This window comes from Pseudolabrys sp. (genome assembly GCF_035943735.1).
Classification (GTDB): domain Bacteria; phylum Pseudomonadota; class Alphaproteobacteria; order Rhizobiales; family Xanthobacteraceae; genus Pseudolabrys.
Window position 1 is genome coordinate 71,429 of sequence record NZ_DASZBV010000003.1, and the last position, 26,420, is coordinate 97,848.

Genomic DNA, 26,420 nt, shown 5'->3' on the forward strand with positions numbered 1-26,420 from the left:
GTTGACTCTCGATGGCGCGGCGGGCTTTCTAGCCCGTCCCGTTTGGCAGACAAGACCACAATGATCGACAAGACCTACCAGCCCTCGGACGTCGAGGGCCGCATTTACCGGGCATGGGAAGAGGCGGGCGCCTTTCGTGCCGGCCGGCCCGAGCGCGCCCAGGCCGAGACGTACTCTATCGTCATCCCGCCGCCGAACGTCACCGGCTCGCTGCATATGGGCCATGCGCTCAACAACACGTTGCAGGACGTGCTCGCCCGCTTCGAGCGCATGCGCGGTAAGGACGTGCTGTGGCAGCCGGGAACGGACCATGCCGGCATCGCCACGCAGATGGTGGTCGAGCGGCAGTTGATGGAACGGCAGGAGCCGGGCCGCCGCGAGATGGGCCGCGAGAAATTCCTCGAGCGCGTCTGGGCGTGGAAGGCGGAGTCGGGCGGCACGATCGTCAAGCAGCTCAAGCGCCTCGGCGCCTCGTGCGACTGGTCGCGCGAACGCTTCACCATGGACGAGGGCCTGTCGAAGGCCGTGCTGAAGGTCTTCGTCGCGCTCTATCGCGAAGGGCTCATCTACAAGGACAAGCGGCTGGTCAACTGGGACCCGAAGCTGTTGACCGCCATCTCCGATCTCGAGGTGATGCCGGTCGAGACCAAGGGCCATCTCTGGCACCTGCGCTATCCGATCGAGGGCAAGACCTTCAATCCGGAAGACCCGTCGAGCTTCATCGTCGTGGCGACGACACGTCCCGAGACGATGCTCGGCGACACTGCAGTGGCGGTGCATCCCGACGACGAGCGCTACAAGGGCGTCGTCGGCAAGAACGTGATCCTGCCGCTGGTCGGCCGCAAGATTCCGATCATTGCCGACGAATACTCCGATCCGGAGAAGGGCTCGGGCGCGGTGAAGATCACGCCGGCGCACGACTTCAACGATTTCGAGGTCGGCAAAAGGCACGCGCTGCCGCAGATAAACATCCTAACGCGGGAGGCTCGCCTCACTTTTCAGGGTAATTTGGAATTTTTGACTGGGATTTCAAATTCATCTGAAACTGCAGAAACTCTAGCGGCGCTCGATCGCAGGCACGTCGAGGAAGCACGAAAAATTATTGTGTCGCTGCTTGAAAGCAAAGGTTACGTCGAAAAAATTGAGCCACATACACATGCTGTACCACGTGGGGATCGGTCAAACGTTATCATTGAACCGTTTCTGACAAATCAATGGTACGTCAACGCGCACGAACTGGCGAAGCCGGCGCTCGCCGCGGTGCGCGAAGGCAAGACCAATTTCGTGCCGAAGAACTGGGAGGCGACCTACTTCAACTGGATGGAGAACATCCAGCCGTGGTGCATTTCGCGCCAGCTTTGGTGGGGCCATCAAATTCCAGCATGGTATGGTCGCAAGGAAGGTCCTCGAGTCGAAGGCGAGATCAAAAGCTGGCTCTCTATTGAGGATCATCCAGAGATCTTCGTTGCTGCCACCGAGGATGAGGCGATAGCGGCGGCAAAGGCTCACTTTAACTGTGATGTTAGAATAGTTCCGCGGCCGGTCGATGATCTCGATCCCTTATTCCAACAGCTTATCGATGATGAGTTGGCTGGTAAGCCGCGATGGGAGCCGATCTGGCGCGACGAGGACGTGCTCGACACCTGGTTCTCCTCGGCGCTGTGGCCGTTCTCGACGCTCGGCTGGCCAGAGGAGACGAAAGAGCTCAAGCGCTTCTATCCGACCTCGGCGCTGGTCACCGGCTTCGACATCATCTTCTTCTGGGTCGCGCGCATGATGATGATGGGCCTGCATTTCATGCAAAAGGAGCGCCCCGGCGCTCCCTTGGAACAAGCGGTGCCGTTCAAGGACGTCTACATCCATCGCCTGGTGCGCGACGAGCGCGGGCAGAAGATGTCGAAGTCGAAAGGCAATGTCGTCGACCCGCTCGGCATCATCGACGAATACGGCGCCGACGCGCTGCGCTTCACCTTGATGCGCGCGGTGGCGCCGAGCCACGACATCCGCCTCGGGCCGCAGGACGTCGAGAACAACCGCAACTTCGCGACCAAGCTGTGGAATGCGGCGCGCTTCGTCGAATTCAACGGCGCCAGGCGCGTCGCGGGCTTCGATCCGAAATCGGCGAAGGAAGTGCTCAACCGCTGGATCGCGCACGAGACACAGAAGGCGGCGGCAGAAATCACCGCGGCGATCGAGACCTATGCCTTCAGCGAGGCCGCCGGCGCCGCCTATCGCTTCGTCTGGAACGTCTATTGCGATTGGTATGTCGAGCTGTCGAAGCCGCTGCTCACCGGCGCCGACGGTCCGGCCAAGGACGAAACGCGCGCCATGGCGGCGTGGGTGCTCGACCAGATCCTCGCGCTGCTGCATCCGTTCATGCCCTTCATCACCGAAGAGCTGTGGGCAGTCACCGCAGAAGAGGGGCCGAAACGCGACGCGCTGCTGGCGCTCAGCAACTGGCCGAAGCTCGAGGGCCTCACCGACGACAAGGCCGAGGCCGAGATTGGCTGGGTCATCGATCTCATCACCGCGATCCGCTCGATCCGCGCCGAGATGAATCTCAACGTCGTCATCCCGGTTGTGCTCGCCGGCGCGTCGGCGGCGACGCAGGCGCTCGCGCAGCGCTGGTCGGACGTCATCAAGCGGCTGGCGCGCGTGTCGGAGATCTCTGCCGGGGCGAGCGCGCCGGCCGGCTCGGTACAGCTCGTCGTGCGCGGCGAGGTGGCGGCGCTGCCGCTCAAGGGCGTCATCGATCTCGGCGCCGAGCGCGCGCGGCTCGCCAAGGAAATGCAGAAGGCCGAGGCCGACATCGCGCGCTGCGACGGCAAGCTCAACAATCCGAAGTTCATGGAGCGCGCGGCGGAAGAGGTGGTCGAGGAAGAGAAGGAGAAGCGCGCCGAGGCCGTCACCCGCAAGGCCAGGATCGCCGAGGCGCTGGAGCGGCTCAAGGGCGCGGAGTAGGGCGGCATCGCCGCCCGCCTGTCACACCGGTAAGGTCCGCTTCGTCATCTGCTCGGCAGCAGATGGTACTGGAGCGGAGGAGGTTCGAGATGCGCGTGTTTCTGGCCGGGGCAGGCGGGGCGATCGGGCGGCGGCTGACGCCGCTGCTGGTCAAAGCGGGCCATCAGGTGACGGGGACAACGCGCTCGGCCGACAAGGCCGGCGCGCTCCGCGCCATGGGCGCCGAGCCGGTGGTGGTCGATGTGTTCGATGCCGAGGCCTTGAAGCGCGCCGTCGCCGCGACGAAACCCGACGCGGTTATCCACCAGCTCACCGATCTCGCCTTCGCTCCGGGAACACCGCAATACGCCGAGGCGCTCAGACGCAACGCCCGCATCCGCATCGAGGGCACGCCCAACCTCGCCGCCGCGGCCCGCGCCGCCGGCGTTCGCCGTCTGATCGCCCAGAGCATCGCCTTCATCTACGCGGAGAGACCCGGCGCCCGGGTCGAAACCGATCCGATGGCGCCGGCCGAGGGCGTGATGGCCGGTACGATCCCGGCGGTACAGGCGCTCGAGGATGCCGTGCTGGCGCTGCCGGAGGGCATCGTCCTGCGCTACGCCTATTTCTACGGGCCGGGCACCTGGTCGCCGGATGGGCCGGGGCGGCGTCCTTGCGTGCATGTCGACGCGGCGGCGCTCGCCGCGGCCAACGCGCTCAGCCGCGGTGAGCCGGGCGTCTACAATGTCGGCGAGGACGATCCGACCCTGTCGAGCGAAAAAGCCAGGCGGCTCCTCGGCTTCGATCCGGATTTTCGCCTCACGCTTTGAACGGCTTGCTGAGGTAGGGCGAGCCCTTGAGCCCGTAGCGCCAGGGCCGCGCGACCGCCTTGGTGATGCCGATGCGCGGGCCGGTGACGATCTCGGGCGCGGCCGCCCGCGCCCGGAGCTCGAACGGCGGCCGGTCGAGCGCTAGGCCGTTGTGCCGGATCGAAACAGCGAGCGCCTCGCACAATTTGCCCGGTCCCGAACAGAGCGCGCGCGGCTCCTTGAGGCCGCGCCGTCGCTGCATTGCAGCAATGCCGGCGACCGGCTCGATCGCGCGCACCAGCACGGCGCTGGCCGAGCCGGCCTCCTCGCAGACGAAATTCAGACACCAGTGGATGCCGTAGGACCGGTAGACGTAGACAAAGCCGGGCGGGCCGAACATCACGGCGTTGCGCGCCGTCATGCCGATGTAGCTGTGCGCTGCGGGATCGGTGTGGTGATAGGCCTCGACCTCGACGATCACGCCGCCGATTCCGTCGATGAGCAGCGTCGCGCCGATCAGTTCGGGTGCGACAACATGCACGGAACGGTCGAAAAACGAGCGGCGGAGACGGGGCGGGCGGGCCATGCCTTCTCCTTGCCCGGCTTCCGGGGCAATTTCTGTGTCCCCGACGCAACAGTCTGGCGACATTCAAATCTCTGCCACAGCCTAGCTCTGGCCACGCCGCGATTTGGCCATAGGCTGCCGCGACATCAATGGCCCGTACGGCATTGCAAGGCGTTGGTGGATTTTAAGCTTTTCGCTGCCAGACAGGCTTGAAGAAAACTGGAGCCGGCCTCAACCGGCGGACGTTGTAAGGGGCGGGGGCCCGAGTGATTATGGACGCTAAAACCAATCTGAAATCGAAGCTGCCGAGCCGTCACGCCACGGAAGGGCCCGAGCGGGCTCCCCACCGTGCCTTCTATTACGCGATGGGCCTGACCGCGGAGCAGATCCACGCGCCGTTCGTCGGCGTCGCCACCTGCTGGAATGAAGCCGCGCCCTGCAACATCGCCCTGATGCGCCAGGCGCAGGCGGTCAAGAAGGGCGTCGCCAGTTGCGGCGCCACCCCGCGCGAGTTCTGCACGATCACCGTCACCGACGGCATCGCCATGGGCCATGCCGGGATGAGGGCGTCGCTGCCGTCGCGCGAAGTCATCGCCGACTCGGTCGAACTGACCATGCGCGGGCATGCCTACGACGCCCTGATCGGCATCGCGGGCTGCGACAAGTCGCAGCCCGGCATGATGATGTCGATGTGCCGCCTCAACGTGCCGTCGATCTACATCTACGGCGGCTCGATCCTGCCCGGCAAATTCAAGGGCCGGGAAGTCACCGTACAGGACGTGTACGAGGCGGTCGGCCGCCACTCGGTCGGCGAAATGTCGGACGAGGACCTTCTGACGCTCGAGCAGAACGCCTGCCCGTCGGCCGGCGCCTGCGGCGCGCAGTTCACCGCGAACACGATGGCGACCATCTCCGAAGCCATCGGTCTGGCGCTGCCCTATTCGTCCGGCGCGCCGGCTCCCTACGAGATGCGCGACAAGTTCTGCATGCTCGCCGGCGAGATGATCATGGACCTGATCGTCAAGAACATCCGTCCGCGCGACATCGTCACCCGCAAGGCGCTGGAAAACGCGGCGGCCGTCGTCGCCGCCACCGGCGGCTCGACCAACGCGGCGCTGCATCTGCCGGCGATCGCGCACGAATGCGGCATCGAGTTCAATTTGTTCGACGTCGCCGAGGTCTTCAAAAAGACACCATATATCGCGGATTTGAAACCGGGCGGCCGTTATGTCGCCAAGGACATGTTCGAGGCTGGTGGCGTGCCGCTCCTCATGAAAACCCTGCTCGACCACGGCTTCCTGCACGGCGACTGTCTCACCGTCACCGGCCGGACGATCGCCGAGAACCTCAAGAACGTGAAGTGGAATCCGGACCAGGACGTCGTGCGTCCGGCCGACAAGCCGCTGCTCGCGACCGGCGGCGTCGTGGGCCTCAAGGGCAATCTCGCGCCCGAGGGCGGCATCGTGAAGGTCGCCGGCATGAAGACGCTGAAGTTCTCGGGTCCGGCGCGCTGCTTCGACGGCGAGGAAGCCTGCTTCGAGGCGGTCAAGAACCGCACCTACAAGGAAGGCGACGTGCTCGTCATCCGCTACGAGGGTCCGCGCGGCGGTCCGGGCATGCGCGAGATGCTGTCGACCACGGCGGCGCTCTATGGCCAGGGCATGGGCGAGAAGGTCGCGCTCATCACCGACGGCCGCTTCTCCGGCGCGACGCGCGGCTTCTGTGTTGGCCATGTCGGTCCGGAAGCGGCGATCGGCGGCCCGATCGGGCTCTTGAAGGACGGCGACATCATCGAGCTCGACGCCGTTGCCGGCACGCTCAACGTCAAGCTCTCCGACGAGGAACTGGCCAAGCGCAAGGCCGCCTGGAAGCCGCGCGGCAACGACGCGGCCGCCTCCGGCTATCTCTGGAAGTACTCCCAACAGGTCGGTCCGGCCGTCAACGGTGCGGTCACGCACCCGGGCGGCGCCGCCGAGAAGGAGTGCTATGCGGACAGCTAAGTCCCTTCTCAGCACGTTGGTGATCGGCGCCGGCCTCCTGGCCGCGCCGGCCGGCGCTTTCGACGGGACCACGCAGCCCAAGGATGCGTTGGCCTCGGCGGCGCCGGTGTCGGCAATGGATGCGTTCCGTTCCGGCGCCAAGTGGCTGAAGCAGGGCGACACCGCCAAGGCAATCCACTCGCTCGAATACGCGGCCGAGCAGGGGCATCCGCTGGCGCAGTGGAAGCTCGGCCGCATGTATGCCGACGGCGACGGCGTCGCGCAGAACGACCTCAAGGCGTTCCAGTATTTCCGCCGCATCGCCGACGATCACGCCGACGACAATCCCGACCTGCCGCAGTCGCGCTTTGTCGCCAACGCCTTCGTCGCGCTCGGGCACTATTATCTGACCGGCATTCCCAACAGCGACATCAAGCGCGATCCGGATCGGGCGCGCGAGGTGTTCGCCTATGCGGCGTCGTATTTCCGCGACCCGGATGCGCAGTACTATCTGGCGCGCCTCTATCTTGACGGCACCGGCGCGCCGCACGATCCGCGCCAGGCGATCCGCTGGTTCGGGCTGTCGGCGCACAAGGGCAAATGCGAGGCGCAGGCGATGCTGGGCGCCATGCTGTTCGCCGGCGATCATGTGCCGCGGCAGGCGGCGCGCGGCCTGATGTGGCTGGCGCTTGCCAAGGAATGCGCGCCACACGAGCAGGCCTGGGTCAGCAACCTCTACGACAGCGCCATGCGGCAGGCGAGCGAGGACGAGCGCGCCATGGGTGCCGTCTATCTCGAGCGCTGGCTCGCCCACCGGCGCGACTAGGCCGCCCTCGCCAGCACCCGCTGCCATCGTGCCCGCGTTCGCCGCGGGCATTTTCATATTGGGCGGCCGGTCAGCGCGGTTCGAGGTCGAGGTCGACCCAAACCGGCACGTGGTCGGACGGCTTTTCCCAGCCGCGCACGTGCTTGTCGATACCGGCGGTGACGAAGCGGTCGGTCGCCTGCGGCGACATCAGCACGTGGTCGATGCGGATGCCGTCGTTCTTCTGGAAGGCGCCGGCCTGATAGTCCCAGAACGAGTAGAGGTCGGTGGCGTCGCTTGTGGCGCGGACGGCGTCCGTCAGGCCCAGACCGATCAGCGAACGGAAGCGCTGCCGCGTCTGCGGCAGGAACAGCGCGTCATTGACCCAGGCCTCCGGCCGCCTGGCATCGACGGGGGCGGGGATGACGTTGTAGTCGCCGCACAGAAGCAGCGGCTCTTCCAGCTTCAGGCGTTCGTGCGTGAAGCGAAGAAGCCGATCCATCCAATTGAGCTTATAGGTGTATTTTTCAGTGCTGACCGGGTTGCCGTTGGGCAGATAGAGGCTGACCACACGCAGCACGCCGGTACGGGTCGAGACCAGCGCCTCGAGGAAACGGGCCTGGACGTCGCCGTCGTCGCCGATCAGCCCGGGTGCCACCTCGTCGAACGGACACTTTGAGAGCAAAGCGACGCCGTTGAAGGTCTTCTGCCCGTGGACCGCGACGTTGTAGCCGAGCGCCTCCAGCGGCTCGCGCGGGAAGGCCTCGTCGGTGCACTTGATCTCCTGCAGGCAGACCATGTCCGGCTGCCGCTCCTTCAGCCAGGCCTGGAGGTGGTCGAGGCGCTGGCGGACGGAATTGACGTTCCAGGTGGCAATGCGCATGGGCTATTCCGAAGATATGCGGGACGGTGCGGTATTTACCGTCTCCGGGCGCAGGGACCTGCGTCGTTCACCGTTTATATGCTAGGATCGCTGCGCGCGCGGTCCCAAACCGGTCGAATTACGGCGAATTCCGCGGAAAAGGGAGAGTCCGGGCAGGGCCCGATACAGGTCCGGACAAAAACACAGCTAATGAACAGACGAAAGTGGCTCTTTGGGGTAGCGGTGCTGGCCCTGATCGGCGTCGCCGTGCTTATCCGTGGATTCTGGACCGCCGACGGCGTCGCCGCCCGCTCCGCGCGCGGGCAGGCGCCCGGCCGGGTGGTGGCGGTCGAAGTCGCCAAGGCGGAGCGCAAGCAGGTGCCGGTGCAACTCCAGGCGCTGGGCACGGTAACCCCGATCGCCAGCGTGGCGCTCAAGGCGCGGGTCGACACCAACATCACCGAAGTGCACTTCGCCGACGGCGCGCATGTGAGCAAGGGCGAGGTCCTGTTCACCCTCGACGGCCGCGCCATCCAGGCGCAGATCGCCGCCACCGAAGGGCAGATCGCGCGCGACAAGGCGCAACTCGAAGGCGCCGAGCGTGACGTGCGGCGCTACACCGACCTCGTCGGCAAGGGTGCGACGCCGGTCACCAACCTCGACAACGCCAAGACGCAGTCCGACGTCTACAAGGCCGCCATCCAGGCGGACCAGGGCGTGCTGCAGAACCTCAAGGTGCAGTTGAGCTATTGCACCGTCACCGCGCCGATCTCCGGGCGCATCAGCGCCGCCGCGGTCAAGATCGGCAATTTCGTACGTCAGGCCGACACCGCGCCGATGGCGACCATCAACCAGATGGCGCCGGTCTATGTCAGCTTCACCGTGCCGCAGAAAAATCTGCCCGACATCCGTCAGGCGATTGCCAACAAGACGGCGACCGTCGAGGCGACCGTTCCCGGCGCCGGCATCGGCAAACAGGCCTCAGGCGCGGTCAGCATGATCGAGAACACGGTCGACACTGCGACCGGCATGGCGATGATCCGCGCCACGATGCCGAACACCGACGAGTTGTTGTGGCCGGGCACCCTGGTCAATGTCGAGATGACCCTGCGCGAGGAAGAGGCGGTGACGGTGCCGTCGACCGCGGTGCAGGTGAGCCAGACCGGCAATTTCGTCTTCGTGGTCAAGGACGGCGCCGCCCACGTGCAGCGTGTCACCGTGGAACGTCAGGTCGGCGGCCAGACCGTCGTCACCCAGGGCCTCAACGGTGGCGAGACGGTGGTCACCGAAGGCCAGTTGCTGCTGTCGGAGGGCGCGCGCGTCAATCCGCGGCCGCCGCGCTCCGACAATAGCTCCGGTCAGGCCGCCGGGACCTGACCCTATGAATCTCTCCGAGCTCTGCATCCGCCGTCCCGTCCTCACGACGCTGCTGACGGCGTCGCTGATTGTGTTCGGAATTTTCGGCTACCGGCTGTTGCCGGTGGCGGCGCTGCCGGCGGTGGACTTCCCGACCATCCAGATTACCGCGACGCTGCCGGGCGCGTCGCCTGAGACGATGGCGGCGTCGGTCGCCTCGCCGATCGAGCGGCAGCTTTCGACCATCGCCGGCATCTCGTCGATGACATCGTCGTCCTCGCTCGGCACGACACAGATCACCATCCAGTTCGACCTCGGCCGCAACATCGACGGCGCGTCGCTCGACGTGCAGACGGCGCTGGCGACGGCGCAGCGCAGGTTGCCCGTCGAAATGACGACGCCGCCGTTCTTCCGCAAGGTGAACCCGGGCGACTTCCCGGTGCTCTACGTATCGATGCGCTCCGACACGATGCCGCTGTCGGCGATCGACGATTATGCCGAGACGGTACTGGCGCCGCAGATTTCGCAGATGCCGGGCATCGCCCAGGTGCTGGTCTACGGCGCGCAGAAATTCGCCGTGCGGGTCCAGATCGATCCGCGCGCCGCGGCCGCGCGCAACATCTCCCTCGACGACGTGAAGAACGTCGTCGCTGCTGCAAATTCCTCAGCGCCGGTCGGTACGCTGCAGGGCCAGAAGCAGTCGGTGACGCTGACCGCCACCAGCGCCATGCGGCATGCGGCCGATTACCGCGACGTTGTCGTCGCCTATCGCAACGGCGCGCCGGTCAAGCTCGATCAGATCGGCCGCGTCATCGATAGCGTTGAAAACGACAAGGTCGCCTCCTGGTTCAACGATGCCCGCGCCATCGTGCTGGCCATCCAGCGCCAGCCCGACGCCAATACAGTCGCCGTGGTCGACGAGGTGCGCAATTCGCTGCCGGCGATGCGCGCGCAGGTGCCTCCGGCGATCGAAATGCATCCGCTGTTCGACCGGTCGACCTCTATCCGCGACGCCGTCTCCGACGTGCAGTGGACTTTGGCGATCGCCGTCTCTCTCGTGATCATGGTCATCTTCCTGTTCCTGCGGAAGGTTTCGGCGACGATCATCCCGGCGCTCGCCGTGCCCGTGTCGCTCGTCGGCACTTTCGCGGCGATGTACATGTTTGGATTTTCCATCAACAACATGACGCTCCTGGCGCTGACTTTGTCGGTCGGATTCGTGGTCGACGACGCCATCGTCATGCTGGAGAACATCGTTCGTCACATCGAAGGCGGCATGCGCCCATACGAGGCGGCGCTGAAGGGTTCGCGCGAGATCGGCTTCACAATCCTGTCGATCACCTTCTCGCTGATCGCCGTCTTCATCCCCGTGCTGTTGATGGGCGGCATGGTCGGCCGCGTGTTCCGGGAATTCGCGGTCTCGGTCTCGGTCGCGATTGTCGTCTCCGGCTTCGTGTCGCTGACACTCACCCCGATGCTGTGCGCGCGCGTGCTCAAGGGTCATCATCCCGGCGAGGAGGAAAAACAGAACGTCGTCCTGCGCACGTTTGAATGGCTGTTCGAGCGCATGCTCGCGGCATACACGTATTCGCTCGACCGCGTGCTGAAGGTGAAATTCATCATGCTGATGGTGACGCTCGCCACCTTCGTCGCCACGATCTGGCTGTACATCATCGTGCCGAAGGGCTTCTTCCCGACCGAAGACACCGGTTATGTCATCGGCATCACCGAGGCCAATACTGACGTGGCCTTCCCGGCCATGACCAATCTGCAGCGGCAGGTGGCCGATATCGTGCGCAAGGATCCGGCGGTCGCCTACGTCAATTCGACGGTCGGTTCCGGCGGCCCGAACCCGTTGCTCAATAGCGGCCGCATGCTTGTGGCGCTCAAGGCGCGCGAGGAGCGGGACAGTCTGCCGGCGATTCTGGCGCGGCTGCGGCAGAAGGCCAACGTCGTTCCGGGCATCGAGATCTTCTTCCAGCCGATCCAGAACATCAATCTCGGCGGCAAGCTGGCGAAGAGCCAGTACCAGTACACGTTGCGATCCAACGACACCGACGCACTCTACAAGACCGCGCCCGAGATGCGCGACAAAATAGCAAAGATCGCAGGCCTGCTCGACGTCACCACCGACCTCTATATCAAGAACCCGCAGGTCACGATCGAGGTCGACCGCGAGAAGTCGGCGGTCTACGGCGTCACGGTCGATCAGGTGCGCCAGCAACTCTACAACGCGTTCGGCTCGCGGCAGGTGGCAACGATCTACACGCCGGCCAACGACTACCAGGTCATCCTCGAGACGCTGCCGGAGTACCAGCAGAACCCGAACGACCTCAACACGATCTACCTGAAGACCTCGAGCGGCACGGTGGTGCCGCTTTCGGCGGTCGCGAAATTCGTGCGCACGGTCGGTCCGCTGCAGGTCAACCATCAGGGCCAACAGCCCTCGGTCACGATCTCGTTCAACCTGCGGCCCGGCTTTTCCCTCGGCCAGGCGGTCGATGCGATCCAGAAGCTCGAACGTGACGAGCGGCTGCCGGCCTCGATCACCACCGGCTTCCAGGGCACGGCGCAGGTCTTCCAGGACTCGTTGCGCGGGCAGGGCATTCTGATTCTGGCGGCGATTTTCGCCGCTTACGTCGTGCTCGGCATCCTCTACGAGAGCTTCATCCACCCGATCACGATCATCTCCGGCCTGCCGTCGGCCGGCATCGGCGCCATCCTGACGCTGATGTTGTTCCACCTCGATCTGTCGGTCATCGCCATGATCGGCATCGTCATGCTGGTCGGCATCGTGAAGAAGAACGCGATCATGATGATCGACTTCGCCATCGAGCGCCGGCGCGTCGGTCTGTCGGCGGAGGTGGCGATCCGCGAGGCGGCGGTGCTGCGCTTCCGGCCGATCATGATGACGACCTTCGCCGCCATCTTCGGCACGCTGCCGATCGCGCTCGGCACCGGCGCCGGCGCCGAACTGCGCCAGCCGCTCGGCGTCGCGGTGGTCGGCGGTCTGTGCATGTCGCAGCTTTTGACACTGTACATCACGCCGGTGATCTATCTCTATCTCGACCGCGTCGACCGCATGATCAAGCGCAAGCTCGAGCCGCAGCTCGAGGAGGTGGAGACCTATCCGGACAAGCCCGCGGTGGCGGCGGAGTAGGCGTCACGTCTCGAGCGGCGTCATCGACAGCGCCGCCAGCCGGCCGGGATCGGCGATCGCCTCGAGGCCGGCAATGCGGTCGCCGGCAAAGGTCACGCGCATCGCGATACGCAGTTGACCGCCGAACGCGACGGCGATTCCGACCACACCATCGATGAGCGCCGGCTTCGCCGCCTGCGCGCGGCCCTTGAACAGAGCCGCGACATGGTCCGCGCCACGCACTTCACCGACATTGCCCATGCGCTCGGCGGCGGCATCGGGGCTGAACACCACCTCGGGATCCAGCACGCGCAGGAGGCCGGCGAGATCGCCGTCCCTCGCGGCGGTGAGAAAGGCCTCGACGATGCCGCGCCGGCGCGCCGCGTCGGCTTCCTGATCCGGCTGCGCGCCTTTGACGCGCCGCCGCGCCCGGCTCGCCAGTTGCCGTGCCGCGGCCGGCGTGCGGCCGACAATCGCAGCGATGTCCTCGAAGGGCAGGTCGAACATGTCATGGAGGACAAAGGCGACGCGCTCGGCCGGCTTGAGTGAGTCGAGCACGACCAGCAGCGCGACGCCGATCGTGTCCGCGAGCATCGCCTCCTGATCGGTCGCCTCGGCCGCCGGCTCCGGCGTGCCGGGCGCCAGCGGTTCCTCGCGGCGCGATTTGCGCGCGCGCAGCATGTCAAGGCAGATGCGGGCAACGACGGTGGTCAGCCAGCCGCCGAGATTGCCGATCGTGGCGGAGTCGCTGCGCGCGAGCCGCAGCCAGGCTTCCTGCACGGCATCCTCGGCCTCCGCGCGCGAACCGAGCATGCGATAGGCGACGGCGCCTAGGTGGGCCCGGTGGCTCTCGAATTGGCGCGCCAGAAAATCCTTGTCCTGCATCGGTCACATCTCCGCATTCGGCCTCGTCATAGGGGATGACGGATGACACCCCGCCGGTGTGACAGAAGCCGGGCGGGCGAGGCCATCCGCAAGTTCCAACAGAGGAGACTGGCCTATGTTACCCGCACGTATGAAAAATCCGGCCGACATACTGCCCGAGGCGGTACGGCCGCTGCAGACCTTGTATGGCATTGTGCAGGCGAGCGGCGTGCCGCCGAAGACGCTCGGCCTCGTGCACCTGCGCGCCAGCCAGATCAACGGCTGCGCCTTCTGCGTCGACAGCGGCGTTACGCACGCCAAGCAGGCCGGCGAGAGCGACGAGCGGCTGCATGCGGTCGCCGCCTGGCGCGAGTCGCCGCATTTCGATGACGCCGAATGCGCGGCGCTCGCGCTCGCCGAAGCGGCGACGCGGATGGCCGACAATCCGGAGTCCGTTTCGGACGAGATCTGGGACGCGGCGGCGAAGCACTATGACGAGAGGAAGCTCGGCGGCCTGGTGATGTGGATCGGGCTGACCAACCTCTTCAATCGCGTCAACGTCACGACGCGTCAGGCGGCCGGCAGCAAGACGTGGTGAGGTGTCGTCGCCATGCGCGGGCCTGAGCCCGCGCGTGGCGCCTACAGCGCGAAGCTGGTGCCGCAGCCGCAGGAGGCTTTCGCCTGCGGGTTCTTCACCTTGAACGAGGCGCCGATCAGGTCCTCGACGAAGTCGATCTCGGAGCCGGCCATGAAGCCGACAGACACCGGATCGATCAGCACCACGGCGCCGTCGCGGGCGATGACGAGGTCGTCGTCCGCCTTCGCGCGCTCCATGTCGAACTTGTACTGGAAGCCGGAGCAGCCGCCGCCCTCGACCGAGACGCGCAGCATGGTGCCGGCGGGTTCGTTCCCGAGGATCTCGCCGATGCGCCGTAGCGCCCGGTCGCTGACTGTGACGTTCTCGGTCATTTCCGCAGGCATCCTATTGGCATTCACCCACGCAATTAGTTAAGTGCGCCGGCCGGCAAAATCAACGTAACCGGCCGGGCAGGGCTCAGGATGGCCATTTCCACCCCCATCGCGCGGGCGCCGTTCGCCGCCGATCCGCTGGCGAGCCGCGGCCGCCGGTTCGCGGAGCCGGAAAGCCGCTCGCGCAACGACTTCCGCCGCGATTGCGACCGCATCATCCATTCCGCCGCCTTCCGCCGCCTTGCGCACAAGACGCAGGTCTTCGTCTATCACGAAGGCGACCATTACCGCACCCGGCTGACCCATACTCTGGAAGTGGTCCAGATTGCGCGGTCGCTGGCCCGCGCGCTCGGCCTCGACGAGGACCTCGCCGAATGCCTGGCGCTGGCGCACGACCTCGGTCATTCGCCTTTCGGCCACGCCGGCGAGCGCGCGCTCGACGCCTGCGTGCACGACTACGGCGGCTTCGACCACAATGCCCAGGCCTTGCGTCTCGTCACCGATCTCGAGCGCCGCTACGCGCATTTCGACGGGCTCAATCTGACCTGGGAGACACTGGAGGGCCTGGTCAAGCACAACGGCCCGCTCTTGACCCGCGACGGGAGGCCGACGGCGCGTTATGCGGCGCGCGGCGTGCCGGCGCCGATCCTCGCCTACGACAGGGTGCAGCCGCTGGAGCTTGCCTCCTTCGCCAGCGCCGAGGCGCAGGTGGCGGCGATTGCCGACGACGTCGCCTACGACGCGCACGACATCGACGACGGTCTCCGTGCCGATCTGTTCACGCTCGAGGACATCGCCGCGGTGCCGCTCGTCGGCGCCATCGTCGTCGAGATCGACCGTCAGGCGCCGCGCCTCGATCCGGCCCGGCGCGTGCACGAACTCATCCGCCGCCTCATCACGCGCATGATCGAGGAGGTGACGGCGGAGAGCCTGCGCCGCCTCGCGGCGCTGATGCCGCAGTCGGTGGCCGACATCCGCGCCGCCTCCGAGCAGGTGATCGCGTTCTCGCCGGCGATGCAGGCGGGCGACAAGGCGATCAAGGGCTTCCTCTATCCGCGCATGTACCGGCACGAACGGGTCATGCGTGTGATGGACGACGCCGAGCAGGTGGTGCGCGACCTCTACGGACATTTTGCCGCAAACCCGGCCGACCTGCCGGCCGAATGGGGCGAAGGACTAAACGACGCGGCGACGCGCGCGCGCCGGATTGCCGACTATATTGCCGGGATGACCGATCGCTACGCGCTGATCGAGCACGCGCGGCTGTTTCCAGCGACGCCCGAATTGCGCTGATCTTTCGGAACGGCAGAGTCTCTCCCGCGTTATTCCGCCCATGCAATATTTGATCTACCTCCTCGTCGCGACGCCGCTGCTGCTCGGCTGGCTGTTCTGGGAAGCGGACCGCCCGCCGCTGCCGCCGATGTTCCAGTCCGGCATCGACGCCTTGCAGACGCGCACCGACCCGGCGACCGTGCCGCCTGCCAGTCCCAAGCGCATCGCCCGCAATACCGCCGCACCGCGGAACGAGTGAGCCGGCGCCGGGCTTGTGCCCTGAGCCATGCGCGCCTTCGCGATCACGCTCATCGTAATTCTCGCTGCCGGCGGGGTGAGCCATGCCGCCGAGGGGCCGGTGCGGACCTCGCTGTGTCTGATGCTGCAGTCGGCGGCGACCGCCAACCGACTGCCGCTGCCGTTTCTCGCCCGCGTCATCTGGCGTGAGAGCCGCTTCGATCCGGACGCGGTCGGGCCAAAGACGCGCAGCGGCGCGCACGCACAGGGCATCGCCCAGTTCATGCCCGGCACCGCGGCGGAGCAGGATCTCGCCGATCCGTTCGATCCGGTGCAGGCCTTGCCGAAGGCCGCCGCTTATCTGGCGTCGTTGCGCGACCGCTTCGGTAATCTCGGGCTGGCGGCGGCGGCGTACAATGCCGGGCCGGCGCGCGTGCAGGGCTGGCTCGATGGCACCCGCACCATTCCGGGCGAGACGCGCGCCTATGTCGCCGCCATCACCGGCCGCACCGTCGACGACTGGAAGCAGGCCGGCGGGGTCGACATGCTCGCCGCGAAAGAGGATTGCCCGACGCTGGTCGCTTCGTTGCAGAAGGGGCCGAGCCGCTTCTTCTATGAGCTCGAACAGCGCGTGGCGTCCGCGATGGGCAAGCCGTGGGGCGTCGAATTGGCGGCCGGCTTCTCGCGCGCGCGCGTGCTGGACGTCTACGCGCGGCTGATGCACCGGCTGTCGCGACTGATCGGCGCGCACGATCCGATCATCGCGGCGCACGTGCTGCGCAGCCGTGGCACGCGGCCGCTCTATCAGGCGCGTATCGGCGCCGAGACACGGCTGGCGGCCAACGACCTCTGCGGCACGATCCGCCGCGCCGGCGCGGCCTGTGTCGTGCTGCGCAACGGCCATTGACGCCCTTTGTCGCAAATCCGACCGTGGAACTTTCGGCACAGCGGGACGTATGCCAGCGCGGTGCGGCTTTTCATAAGCGGCTTCCGGGCGGCGGGGCGCTCGCGTAATCTCGGCGCGAGGCGAGCAAAGGGGTTGGGATGCAAAACGCGGCGATCGCGGGTGCGATCGAACTGGTGGCCGCCGGGCGGGTGGACGAGTTGACGGCGCTGTATCGGTTGACCGATCGCCTCTATCGCGCCCGATCTGCCGAGGATGTGTACGACGCGGCGCTCGACGCCATCGTCGGCACGCTCGGCTGCGAGCGCGCATCAATTCTCCTGTTCGACGATCAGGGCGTCATGAGCTTCGTCGCCTGGCGCGGCCTGTCGGAGCATTATCGGACGGCCTTGCGCGGGCACTCGCCATGGAAGCCGGGCGACCACGATCCCAACCCGATCTTCGTCTCCGACATCGAGGACACCGACGAGAGCGATGCGGTCAAGGCGATGATCGCCTCCGAAGGCATCCGCGCGCTCGGCTTCATTCCGCTGGTGGCGGACGGCGTCGTCGTCGGCAAGTTCATGAGCTACTATCCGCAGCGGCGCGACTTCGCCGCGCACGAGACAGAGCTTGCGGTCACCATCGCGCGCCAGGTCGGCTTCAGCCTCGAGCGCATGCGCGCCGATGCGGCGCGCCGCGCCGCCGAGGCGGAGTTGCGCGAGTCGGAAGCGCGCTTCCGCCTGATGTCGGAGCACGCCCCGGTGATGATCTGGATGAGCGACCCGCAAGGCGGCTGTCTGCATCTCAACCGCATGCTGCGCGAGTTCTGGGGCGTCGCCGAGGACAAGATCGCCGGGTTCAATTGGCGGGAGACGATGCATCCGGACGATGCCGACGAGATCGTGCGGCAGATTGGCGGTGCGCTTGTCGCGCGCAAAAGCGCGACGATCCTCGGCCGCTACACCAGCACCGACGGCGAATACCACGTCCTGGAGACGCATGCGCGGCCGCGCCATTCGGCGGACGGCGAATTTCTCGGCATGATCGGCGTCAACATCGACGTGAGCGAGCAGCGGCGGGCGTTGGCGCAGCGCGAACTGCTGCTTGCCGAGCTCAATCACCGGGTGAAGAACACGTTAGCCGTCGTGCAAAGCCTTGCACACCAGACCTTCCGCAACGTCGATGCGGATGAGGCCAAGGCGGCCTTCGAAGGCCGCCTGTTCGCGCTCGCCGCCGCGCACAATCTCTTGACCCAGTCCAACTGGGAAAGCGCGGCGGTCAACGACATCGCCCGCGACAGCCTGCAGCCGGACGACGCCAATGCCGGCCGCGTGCACCTTGCCGGCCCGCGCGTGCTGCTGACGCCGCGCGCGGCGCTCGCCGTGGCGATGGCGCTGCACGAGTTGGGCACCAATGCCGTCAAGTACGGTGCGCTGTCGAACGAGGGAGGCCGCGTGTCGCTGGCCTGGTCGGTGCAGGCCGGCGATCCGCCGCTCCTGCGCCTCGAATGGCGGGAGGAGGGCGGTCCGCCGGTCGAGCCGCCGCAGCGGCGCGGCTTCGGCTCGATCCTGCTCGAGCGGAGCCTGGCGCACGACCTCGACGGCAAGGTGACGACCGACTTCCACCGCGAGGGGCTCGTTTGCGTGATCGAGGCGCCCCTCACGCAACGGTCGCCCGGCATCGTCTCGCCTGGCAAGGTGTGAGCCGGCCGGCGTTTTGACTTGGCGGGGAAAATCCACTACCCGCAGCCCGTCATGACCGCTGCAAGTGCCCCCCAACATCTCTTCTCCGACATGCTCTCGCGCGTGCGCGCCGCGGCCGCGCCGCTCGCGCCCGGCGCCGACCTTGCGCGCGTCGTCGTCGAGCCGCCGAAAGACCCGACGCACGGCGACATGGCTACCAACGCCGCGATGGTGCTGGCCAAGGAGGCGGGCAAGAAGCCGCGCGACCTCGCCGAGGCGATCGCCGCCGTGCTGCGCAACGACGACAAAATCGTGAAGGTCGACGTCGCCGGCCCGGGCTTCATCAATCTGACGCTGAAGACCGCGGTGTGGGGCGAGGAGCTGTGCACCGTACTGGCCGCAGGCGGCAAATACGGCCGCAGCCAATTGGGCGGGCGTGAGAAGGTGAACGTCGAGTACGTCTCGGCCAATCCGACCGGACCGATGCATGTCGGCCATTGCCGCGGCGCCGTGTTTGGCGACGCGCTCGCCAACCTGCTCGCCTTCGCCGGCTATGACGTCACGCGTGAGTACTACATCAACGATGCCGGTGCGCAGGTCGACGTGCTCGCGCGCTCGGCCTATCTGCGTTACCGCGAGGCGCTCGGCGAGGAGATCGGCGACGTACCCGAAGGCCTTTATCCCGGCGATTACCTCAAGCCGGTGGGCGCGCAGCTTGCGGCCGATCACGGGCCAAAGCTGACGACCATGCCCGAGGCGCAATGGCTGCCGGTCGTGCGCGCAACGGCCATCGCCATGATGATGGAGATGATCCGCGGCGATCTCGCCGCGCTCAACATCCGCTTCGACGTCTATTTCTCCGAGCGCTCGCTGATCGAGGGCAGCGATCAGGTCGGCGCCACGATCGAAGCCTTGCGCGGCAAGGACGAGGTCTACGAGGGCCGGCTGCCGCCGCCGAAGGGCGGCAATCTTGAGGACTGGGAGGACCGCGAGCAGACATTGTTCCGCTCGTCCGCCTTCGGCGACGATGTCGACCGGCCGCTGAAGAAATCGGACGGCAGCTACACTTATTTTGCTTCCGACATCGCCTATCACAAATCGAAGGTCGCGCGCGGCTTCCTCAACCTTATCGACGTTTGGGGCGCCGATCACGGCGGCTACATCAAGCGCATGCAGGCGGCGGTGAAGGCGGTGAGCGCCGGCAAGGCGACGCTTGACGTCAAGCTGGTGCAGCTCGTGCGCCTGCTGCGCAACGGCGAACCGGTGAAGATGTCGAAGCGGGCCGGCGAGTTCGTCACCCTGCGCGAGGTGGTGGACGAGGTCGGCCGCGACGCCGTGCGCTTCGACATGCTCTATCGCAAGAACGACGCGGCGCTCGATTTCGATCTCGCCAAGGTGATCGAAGCCTCGCGCGACAATCCCGTTTTCTATGTGCAGTACGGCCACGCGCGCGGCGCCTCGATCTTCCGCAATGCGCGCGAGGAGGTGCCGGAGCTGCCGGCGGGCGACGCCGAGCGCCGCGCTTGGCTCGCCAAGGCGCCGGTGGAGCGACTTGACGACGCGGGCGAGCTGTCAATTCTGCGCCGGATTGCGCTCTATCCGCGCCTGATCGAGGCCGCGGCTGCGGCGCACGAGCCGCACCGGGTGGCCTTTTACCTTTATGAATTGGCCAGCGAGTTCCACGCGCAATGGACGCGGGGAAAGGACTTGCCTCATTTACGCTTCATTATCCAGAATGATCCACAAACGACCGCGGCGCGGCTCGCTCTGGTGCAGGGGATCGTCACCGTCCTTTCTTCCGGGCTCGCGCTATTGGGGGTCGGGGCGCCCGACGAAATGCGTTAGGCCCCGCCCGCCGGACCGCCCCGCGCGGGGCGCCAGTCGCCGCCCCGCTTGTGAGCGGCGCGATCACGAACCGGGAACCGAATGGCCGACGAGCACAGCCCGCGATCATACCGATCAAATGAAACCATCGCCCGTAGTGGACAGGCGAGGGGATCGTCGCAACCCGCCAGCGATCCGCTCGCCGAACTGGCGCGGCTGATCGGACAAGAGGATCCCTTCGGCGACTTCGGCCGTGAGCCGTCGCGCCGCGCTGCGCAGCCCGCGCCCGAGCCGGCGATGGACTGGAATGCGCCGCCGGCCGAAGCCTATGCACAGCCGCAGCCGAGCTATCACGCCAATGCCGGCGCACTGCCGCCGCAAGCCGGCCCGGCTGCCTATCAAAGCGAGCCGGAGATTCCCGCCTATTTGATGCAGCGCGGCGCCGCGCAGAGCTACGCGCAGCAGCCGGCCTATGACCAGGAATCCTACGCGCAGCAGGCCTATCCGGGTGCTCCGCAGATCGGAGCGCAGGACCAGGATTTGTACGACGACCTGCCGCCGCAGCGGCGGCGTCTGGGCGTGCTCGCCATCGCCGGCGTGCTCGCTTTGGCGGTCGTCGGCGCCGCGGGCGCGTTCGGTTATCGCGCCGTGTTCGGCAGCGGCACACACATGCCGCCGCCGGTGATCAAGGCCGACACCGCGCCAAGCAAGATCGTGCCGGAGAAGTCCGCCAAGGACGCGAGCAAGGTCATGACCGAGCGCGTCAACGGCGCCGGCGAAAAGGTCGTTTCGCGCGAGGAGAGGCCGGTCGACATCCAGGACAAGATCGCCACGCCGGTGTTCCCGCCGCCGGGCGCGGCCGGGACGCAGTCCGCCTCGGCGATGCCGGCGCAGGGCAGCGGCGTGATCGATACCGAGCCGCACAAGGTCCACACCATCGTCATCCGTCCGGACCAGCCGATGGTCGCGGACGCGGCCCCGGCTCCCTCCATGCCGCAGGCGGCGCCGTCGCCGGTGTCAATGCCTGAGCCGCAGCCGACGAGGCCCGCACCGCCGCTGATGCCCGCCCGCGCCGCCGCGCCTGCGCCGCGCGAAACCACGGTGCGGCAGGAGGCGCCACGGCCGCAGCCTCAGGCCGCCAATGCGCCGCTGTCCCTCAATCCTAATGCAGCGCCGGCGCCGGCCCCTCGGGCGCCGACCCGCGTCGCCAACGCCGCGCCGGTGTCGCTGGCGGCCGCACCGTCGGCAAATCCGGCAAGCGCGGCGCGCGGCGGCTACGCCGTGCAGGTCACCTCGCAGCGGAGCGAGGCCGAGGCGCAGACGGCCTACCGCGCTTTGCAGGGCAAATACAGCAGCGTGCTCAGTGGCCGCAGCATGTTCGTGCACAAGGTTGAGCTCGGCGCCAAGGGCACCTACTACCGCGCCATGGTCGGTCCCTTCACGGCGCAGGCGGACGCGATCAAGCTCTGCTCCAGCCTGAAATCCGCCGGCGGAAGCTGCCTCGTCCAGAGGAATTAGCGCCCCGCGCCTTGACCCTGCCGTTCGGCGCGGGCTAATCCGCGCCGATGGCGGTGCGCGCATTCATTACCGGGCTGGCCGGACGCGAAATCTCGGCCAACGAGCGCGCCTTCCTGCGGGAGGCCGAGCCGTGGGGCCTCATCATCTTCAAGCGGAACATCGATACGCCGGAACAAGTTGCTGCGCTGGTTCGCTCTTTCCGCGATATCGTCAGCCGCGAGGCGCCGGTCCTGGTCGATCAGGAGGGTGGCCGCGTGCAGCGGCTGGGCCCGCCGCACTGGCCGGCCTATCCGCCCGGGGCGGTCTACAGCGCGCTCTATGACCGCGACCCGGCCTCGGGCCTGACCGCGGCCCGCCTTGGCGCCCATTTGATCGCCTCGGACCTGCGGGCGGTCGGCGTCGACACCGACTGCCTGCCGCTGGCCGATGTGCCGGTGCCGGGGAGCGACAATGTCATCGGAGACCGGGCCTACGGTCATGAACCGGGCAAGGTCGCGGCGATCGCCGGCGCGGTGGCGGCGGGGCTGCTCGCGGGCGGCGTCCTGCCGGTGCTCAAGCACCTCCCGGGCCATGGCCGCGCCACCGCCGACAGCCATCTCAAACTTCCCGTGGTCGATACCAACCGCCAAACGCTCGAAAAGACCGACTTCGCCGCCTTCCGGCCCCTGGCCGGACTGCCGCTCGGCATGACCGCACATGTTGTGTTTAGCGCCATCGACCCGGTCCAACCGGCGACAACTTCGGTCACAATAGTCGATCAGGTGATTCGCGGCTTCATTGGCTTCCGGGGCCTCTTGATGAGCGACGACGTTTCCATGGGCGCATTGTCGGGCACGATCGCGGAGCGCAGCCGCGCCGCGCTCGCCGCCGGTTGCGACGTGGTGCTCCACTGCAACGGCAAGCTCGACGAGATGATGCAGGTCGCCTCCGCGTCGCCGGCGCTTGCCGGCGAGGCGGCAAAACGCGCCGATGCGGCGCTGGCGCAGCGCGCTGCACCTGAAGAGTTCGACGTCGCCGAGGCGCGGCGCATGTTCAACGCGCTCGTCGGCTCGGCCGCGACGCAAGCGATGGCGAGATCATGAGCGAAGCGTTCGACAACTCACTCGAAGCCGATCGCGCCTCGACCGAGCCGGCGATGATCGTCGACGTCGAGGGGTTCGAAGGGCCGCTCGATCTGCTGCTGATGCTGGCGCGGCAGCAGAAGGTCGATCTCGCCAAAATCTCGATCCTCGCGCTGGCCGACCAGTATCTCGGCTTCATCGAGGAAGCGCGCAAGCTGCGCCTCGAACTTGCGGCCGACTATCTGGTGATGGCGGCGTGGCTCGCTTATCTCAAATCGCGTCTGCTGCTGCCGGAAGCGGCGCCGGCGGAAGGGCCGTCGGCCGAGGACATGGCGCTGGCGCTCGCCAACCGCCTGCGCCGCCTCGAGGCGATCCGCGAAGCGGCCGGCAAGCTGATGGACCGGCCGCAGTTCGGCCGCGACATCTTCGGGCGCGGCGATCCGGAGCCGATCGCCGAGATCAAGCGGCCGGAATGGACCGCCACGCTCTACGATCTGCTCACCGCCTATTCGCAGCAGCGCCAGCGCACGGCGCTGTCGCGCGTGCGCTTCAAGAAGCGCACCGTCTGGTCGCTCGCCGAGGCGCGCGCCACGCTGGAACGGCTGATCGGGGAATCCGCGGACTGGTCGCGCATCGACCAGTTTCTCATCCAGTACGTCGTCGAGCCGTCGCAGGCGACGACGGTGTTTGCCTCGTCCTTCGCGTCCGCGCTCGAGCTGGTGCGCGAGGGCGTGGCCGAGCTCCATCAGAAAGATTCGTTTGCGCCGCTCTACATGCGCAAGCGTGTCAACGCGACTGCCGGCGCCCCGCATGACGATGCGCGACAGCGCGGATAAAAAACGGACAAGGAGACCAAGTCGATGCCGAGCGTGGCCCCCAAGCTTGAGATCGTCAGCAGTGACGAGCCGGCGCCGATGAACGACGACCAGAGCACGGAGCCGTCCGCGCGTCCGGACGAATTGCGTCTTCTCGAAGCGATGCTGTTCGCCGCCTCCGAACCGCTCGACGAGGCGACTTTGGCGCGTCCGCTGCCGGACGGCGTCGACATCAAGCAGGCGCTGGCGCTGCTGCGCGCCGAATACGCTTCGCGCGGCGTCAACCTGATGCGCGTCGGCAAGAAGTGGACCTTCCGCACCGCTCCCGATCTCGCCTGGCTCTTGACCAAGGAGACGACCGAAACGCGCAAGCTCTCGCGCGCCGCGATCGAGACGCTCGCCATCATCGCCTATCACCAGCCGGTGACGCGCGCCGAGATCGAGGACATCCGCGGCGTGCAGACGGCGGCCGGCACGCTCGACGTGCTCCTGAAGACGGGATGGATCCGCCCGCGCGGCCGCCGCAAGGCGCCGGGCCGGCCGATCACCTACGGCACCACCGAAGCGTTCCTGTCGAACTTCGGGCTCGAGGAAGTCGGCGACCTGCCGGGGCTGGAGGAGCTGAAGGGCGCAGGCCTCATCGAAGGCAGCCTGCCGACCGGCTTCGGCGTACCGGTGCCGTCCGACGACAGCACGCTGCGGGACGACGAAGATCCGCTCGATCCGGGCGATCTCGATCTGGCGCTGGCCCCCGCGGCGGAACCGGCGGATGCTGCCGCTGAGCCGGCGGCGGCCGCATCGGACACGGCCGAAGGCGACAAGGACGCCGGCTAAGCGCTTCAGCGCAAAGGTTAACTTGCCGGCCTCGGGAAAGGGCGCGCGCGGCGATGCCGCGGCCGAGGTCCTTGTTTTTGCCGCTTCCGGAGCCTAGCTTGAATGGGAAACACAGGCGGGAAGAGCGGTTGCTTTAAACCCGTCCCTGGAGAGGATTTGCCCGATGGGTTCGTTGAGCATTTGGCACTGGCTGATCGTCATCGTCGTGGTGATGCTGCTGTTCGGGCGGGGCAAAATCTCCGACCTGATGGGCGACGTCGCCGGCGGCATCAAGGCCTTCAAGAAGGGCATGGCCGAGGACGATTCGGCGCCCGCAAAGACCGAGCCGCCCAAGAGCATCGAGACCTCGGCCGCGCCAAAGGCGCCGACCGAGAACCGCGCCGAGAGCGTCCGCTCCTGATAGGCTGCGCGGCGGGGGAGACGGCGGCCGGCCGCATGTAAGGCGTGCCGGCGCCGGGGAGTTGGTTCACCCATGTTCGATATTGGCGGGGGCGAGCTCGTCGTCATCGGCATCGTCGCGCTGGTCGCGATCGGGCCCAAGGAGCTGCCAGCCGTGCTGCGCACGGTCGGCCGCTACATGGGCAAGATCAAGCGCATGTCCGCCGAATTCCAGGGCCAGTTCCAGGAGGCGCTGCGCGAGGCGGAGCTGAGCGACCTGACGAAGCACGCCGAAGACCTCAAGAGCACGGTCAGCGACTTCACGTCATTCGATCCGATGGCCGACACGACGGTGCATACGCCGCCGGCGGAGGGCGGGACCGCCGAAGCGGTCGCTGCGGCAGCCGCGGCCGACATGGCGACGGCGGGAACGGCCACGGGCGAGATGCACGCGGCCGAGACGCACGCGCCTGAAGTGGCCGCGACCTCGATCGACCTGCCGATGCCGGAGCCGCTGCCGCCGGTCACCAACGCCGATTTCGCGCCGGCCGCGCCGGCTCCCGTTGCCGAGCCGGCCGCAGCCGCGGCCGAGCTGCCCGCCGCCGAGGCGCCGAAGCGCGCCGGGGACGGCGCATGAGCCACGAGGACATCGAGGCCACCAAGGCCCCGTTGATGGAGCATCTGATCGAACTGCGGTCGCGCCTGATCAAGGCGCTGCTCGCTTTCGGCGTGATGTTCGCGATCTGCTTCATTTTCGCGAAAGACATCTACAACGTGCTGGTCTGGCCCTTCGTCTGGGTGGCGGGGCCGGAGAATTCCAAATTCATCTACACGGCGCTGCTTGAATATTTCATCACGCAGATCAAGCTGGCGATGTTCGGTGCCGCCTTCCTGTCGTTCCCGATCGTGGCGGCGCAGATCTACATGTTCGTCGCGCCCGGCCTCTACAAGCACGAGCGCAAGGCGTTCCGGCCTTATCTGATCGCCACGCCGATCTTCTTCACCCTCGGCGCGATGGTCGTCTATTTTCTCGTCCTGCCGATGCTGATCCGCTTCTCTCTGCACATGCAGCAGCCGGGCACGAGCACGGAAGCCTCGATCGCGCTGATGCCGAAGGTCGGCGAGTACCTGTCGCTGATGATGACCCTCGTGCTCGCCTTCGGCGCGGCGTTCCAGTTGCCTGTCATCCTGACACTGCTCGGCCGCATCGGGCTGATCACCTCGGCGCAGCTCAAGGCGAAGCGGCGCTATTTCATGGTCGGCGCCTTCATCCTCGCCGCGGTGCTGACGCCGCCCGACGTCATCAGCCAGATGTCGCTCGCCGTGCCGCTGCTGTTGCTGTTCGAGGGTTCGATCTGGTCGGTGCGCATGGTCGAAAAACGCGCGGCGCGCGAGGCGGCGGAGAAGGCCGCTGCAAAGGCGGCGGCGGACGCCAAGCCGGCGGAGTAGGGCAGAGCGCCGCCGCGGACTCGCTTTCCCTCTCCCCCTGTGGGAGAGGGTGCCCTCGCGAGGCGAAGCCGAGCGAGGGCGGGTGAGGGGGCTTTTCCCTCACTGCGACACCCCCTCACCCGGCTCGCAGCTGCGCTGCTCGCCACCCTCTCCCACGAGGGGAGAGGGTCACGCGC

General features: G+C 67.0%; 23 protein-coding genes. 19 read left to right on the plus strand and 4 right to left on the minus strand.

The features are described from left to right. The first annotated feature begins 60 nt into the window (after window positions 1–60). On the plus strand, window positions 61–2,961 hold the full coding sequence (locus VGV41_RS01350; protein WP_326861848.1) for a valine--tRNA ligase: 2,901 nt from the start codon (window positions 61–63) through the stop codon (window positions 2,959–2,961). Window positions 2,962–3,050: 89 nt separating this feature from the next. Continuing rightward, window positions 3,051–3,770, plus strand: a complete 720-nt coding sequence (locus VGV41_RS01355; RefSeq protein WP_326861849.1) for an NAD-dependent epimerase/dehydratase family protein — start codon at window positions 3,051–3,053, stop codon at window positions 3,768–3,770. Here VGV41_RS01355 and VGV41_RS01360 read toward each other — a convergent pair. Further along, window positions 3,760–4,335 (minus strand): DNA-3-methyladenine glycosylase, encoded by a 576-nt coding sequence (locus tag VGV41_RS01360; RefSeq protein WP_326861850.1) that lies wholly within the window; start codon window positions 4,333–4,335, stop codon window positions 3,760–3,762. The genes VGV41_RS01355 and VGV41_RS01360 overlap by 11 nt on opposite strands. 251 nt (window positions 4,336–4,586) lie before the next feature. Between VGV41_RS01360 and ilvD the strand changes: the two genes are divergently transcribed. Next, window positions 4,587–6,314, plus strand: coding sequence for a dihydroxy-acid dehydratase (gene ilvD / locus VGV41_RS01365; protein ID WP_326861851.1), 1,728 nt, complete (start codon window positions 4,587–4,589; stop codon window positions 6,312–6,314). Then, the gene (locus tag VGV41_RS01370; RefSeq protein WP_326861852.1) at window positions 6,301–7,119 is read left to right on the plus strand and encodes a tetratricopeptide repeat protein; all 819 of its coding nucleotides are present in this window, start codon (window positions 6,301–6,303) and stop codon (window positions 7,117–7,119) included. Before ilvD ends, VGV41_RS01370 begins: the two co-directional genes overlap by 14 nt. 70 nt (window positions 7,120–7,189) lie before the next feature. On the opposite strand, the gene xth is transcribed toward VGV41_RS01370, so the two are convergent. Next, window positions 7,190–7,981, minus strand: a complete 792-nt coding sequence (xth, locus tag VGV41_RS01375) for an exodeoxyribonuclease III (protein ID WP_326861853.1) — start codon at window positions 7,979–7,981, stop codon at window positions 7,190–7,192. 189 nt (window positions 7,982–8,170) lie between these two features. Between xth and VGV41_RS01380 the strand changes: the two genes are divergently transcribed. Both VGV41_RS01380 and VGV41_RS01385 read left to right on the plus strand, forming a co-directional pair. Beyond that, window positions 8,171–9,337, plus strand: coding sequence for an efflux RND transporter periplasmic adaptor subunit (locus VGV41_RS01380; protein WP_326861854.1), 1,167 nt, complete (start codon window positions 8,171–8,173; stop codon window positions 9,335–9,337). Between the two features lie 4 nt (window positions 9,338–9,341). Continuing rightward, the gene (locus VGV41_RS01385; protein ID WP_326861855.1) at window positions 9,342–12,476 is read left to right on the plus strand and encodes an efflux RND transporter permease subunit; all 3,135 of its coding nucleotides are present in this window, start codon (window positions 9,342–9,344) and stop codon (window positions 12,474–12,476) included. Between the two features lie 3 nt (window positions 12,477–12,479). Here the strand turns inward: VGV41_RS01385 and VGV41_RS01390 are convergent, their stop codons facing one another. Beyond that, a complete protein-coding gene (locus VGV41_RS01390; protein ID WP_326861856.1) occupies window positions 12,480–13,340 on the minus strand; it encodes a sigma-70 family RNA polymerase sigma factor in 861 nt (286 codons plus the stop codon). A 115-nt stretch (window positions 13,341–13,455) separates the two neighbouring features. Here VGV41_RS01390 and VGV41_RS01395 point away from each other — a divergent pair, with 115 nt between their 5' ends. After that, on the plus strand, window positions 13,456–13,917 hold the full coding sequence (locus VGV41_RS01395; protein WP_326861857.1) for a carboxymuconolactone decarboxylase family protein: 462 nt from the start codon (window positions 13,456–13,458) through the stop codon (window positions 13,915–13,917). A gap of 41 nt (window positions 13,918–13,958) precedes the next feature. Here VGV41_RS01395 and VGV41_RS01400 read toward each other — a convergent pair whose 3' ends face one another. Then, entirely contained in the window at window positions 13,959–14,288 is a 330-nt protein-coding gene (locus VGV41_RS01400) for an iron-sulfur cluster assembly accessory protein (protein WP_326861858.1), read from the minus strand. A gap of 90 nt (window positions 14,289–14,378) precedes the next feature. Here VGV41_RS01400 and VGV41_RS01405 point away from each other — a divergent pair, with 90 nt between their 5' ends. The 12 genes from VGV41_RS01405 (at window position 14,379) to tatC (ending at window position 26,244) form a co-directional block, all read left to right on the plus strand. Further along, window positions 14,379–15,581 carry a deoxyguanosinetriphosphate triphosphohydrolase gene (locus VGV41_RS01405; RefSeq protein WP_326861859.1) on the plus strand — a complete coding sequence of 401 codons (1,203 nt, stop codon included), beginning with the start codon at window positions 14,379–14,381 and terminating at the stop codon, window positions 15,579–15,581. Between the two features lie 40 nt (window positions 15,582–15,621). Then, entirely contained in the window at window positions 15,622–15,819 is a 198-nt protein-coding gene (locus VGV41_RS01410) for a hypothetical protein (protein WP_326861860.1), read from the plus strand. Between the two features lie 27 nt (window positions 15,820–15,846). Further along, window positions 15,847–16,704 carry a lytic transglycosylase domain-containing protein gene (locus VGV41_RS01415; RefSeq protein ID WP_326861861.1) on the plus strand — a complete coding sequence of 286 codons (858 nt, stop codon included), beginning with the start codon at window positions 15,847–15,849 and terminating at the stop codon, window positions 16,702–16,704. Between the two features lie 137 nt (window positions 16,705–16,841). Beyond that, a complete protein-coding gene (locus tag VGV41_RS01420; protein WP_326861862.1) occupies window positions 16,842–18,386 on the plus strand; it encodes a sensor histidine kinase in 1,545 nt (514 codons plus the stop codon). A gap of 51 nt (window positions 18,387–18,437) precedes the next feature. Next, window positions 18,438–20,210: an arginine--tRNA ligase gene (gene argS / locus VGV41_RS01425; RefSeq protein ID WP_326861863.1), complete on the plus strand. Its 1,773-nt coding sequence runs from the start codon at window positions 18,438–18,440 to the stop codon at window positions 20,208–20,210. Window positions 20,211–20,291: 81 nt separating this feature from the next. Next, a complete protein-coding gene (locus tag VGV41_RS01430; RefSeq protein ID WP_326861864.1) occupies window positions 20,292–21,707 on the plus strand; it encodes an SPOR domain-containing protein in 1,416 nt (471 codons plus the stop codon). 47 nt (window positions 21,708–21,754) lie between these two features. Further along, window positions 21,755–22,789 (plus strand): beta-N-acetylhexosaminidase, encoded by a 1,035-nt coding sequence (gene nagZ / locus VGV41_RS01435; RefSeq protein WP_326861865.1) that lies wholly within the window; start codon window positions 21,755–21,757, stop codon window positions 22,787–22,789. Further along, window positions 22,786–23,604 carry a ScpA family protein gene (locus tag VGV41_RS01440; protein ID WP_326861866.1) on the plus strand — a complete coding sequence of 273 codons (819 nt, stop codon included), beginning with the start codon at window positions 22,786–22,788 and terminating at the stop codon, window positions 23,602–23,604. Before nagZ ends, VGV41_RS01440 begins: the two co-directional genes overlap by 4 nt. Before the next feature lie 24 nt (window positions 23,605–23,628). Continuing rightward, window positions 23,629–24,417, plus strand: coding sequence for an SMC-Scp complex subunit ScpB (gene scpB / locus VGV41_RS01445; RefSeq protein WP_326861867.1), 789 nt, complete (start codon window positions 23,629–23,631; stop codon window positions 24,415–24,417). A 163-nt stretch (window positions 24,418–24,580) separates the two neighbouring features. After that, window positions 24,581–24,817 (plus strand): twin-arginine translocase TatA/TatE family subunit, encoded by a 237-nt coding sequence (locus VGV41_RS01450; RefSeq protein ID WP_326861868.1) that lies wholly within the window; start codon window positions 24,581–24,583, stop codon window positions 24,815–24,817. Window positions 24,818–24,889: 72 nt separating this feature from the next. Next, a complete protein-coding gene (gene tatB / locus VGV41_RS01455; RefSeq protein WP_326861869.1) occupies window positions 24,890–25,432 on the plus strand; it encodes a Sec-independent protein translocase protein TatB in 543 nt (180 codons plus the stop codon). After that, window positions 25,429–26,244, plus strand: a complete 816-nt coding sequence (tatC, locus tag VGV41_RS01460; RefSeq protein WP_326861870.1) for a twin-arginine translocase subunit TatC — start codon at window positions 25,429–25,431, stop codon at window positions 26,242–26,244. The genes tatB and tatC overlap by 4 nt, the downstream gene beginning before the upstream one ends. Window positions 26,245–26,420: the final 176 nt, after the last annotated feature.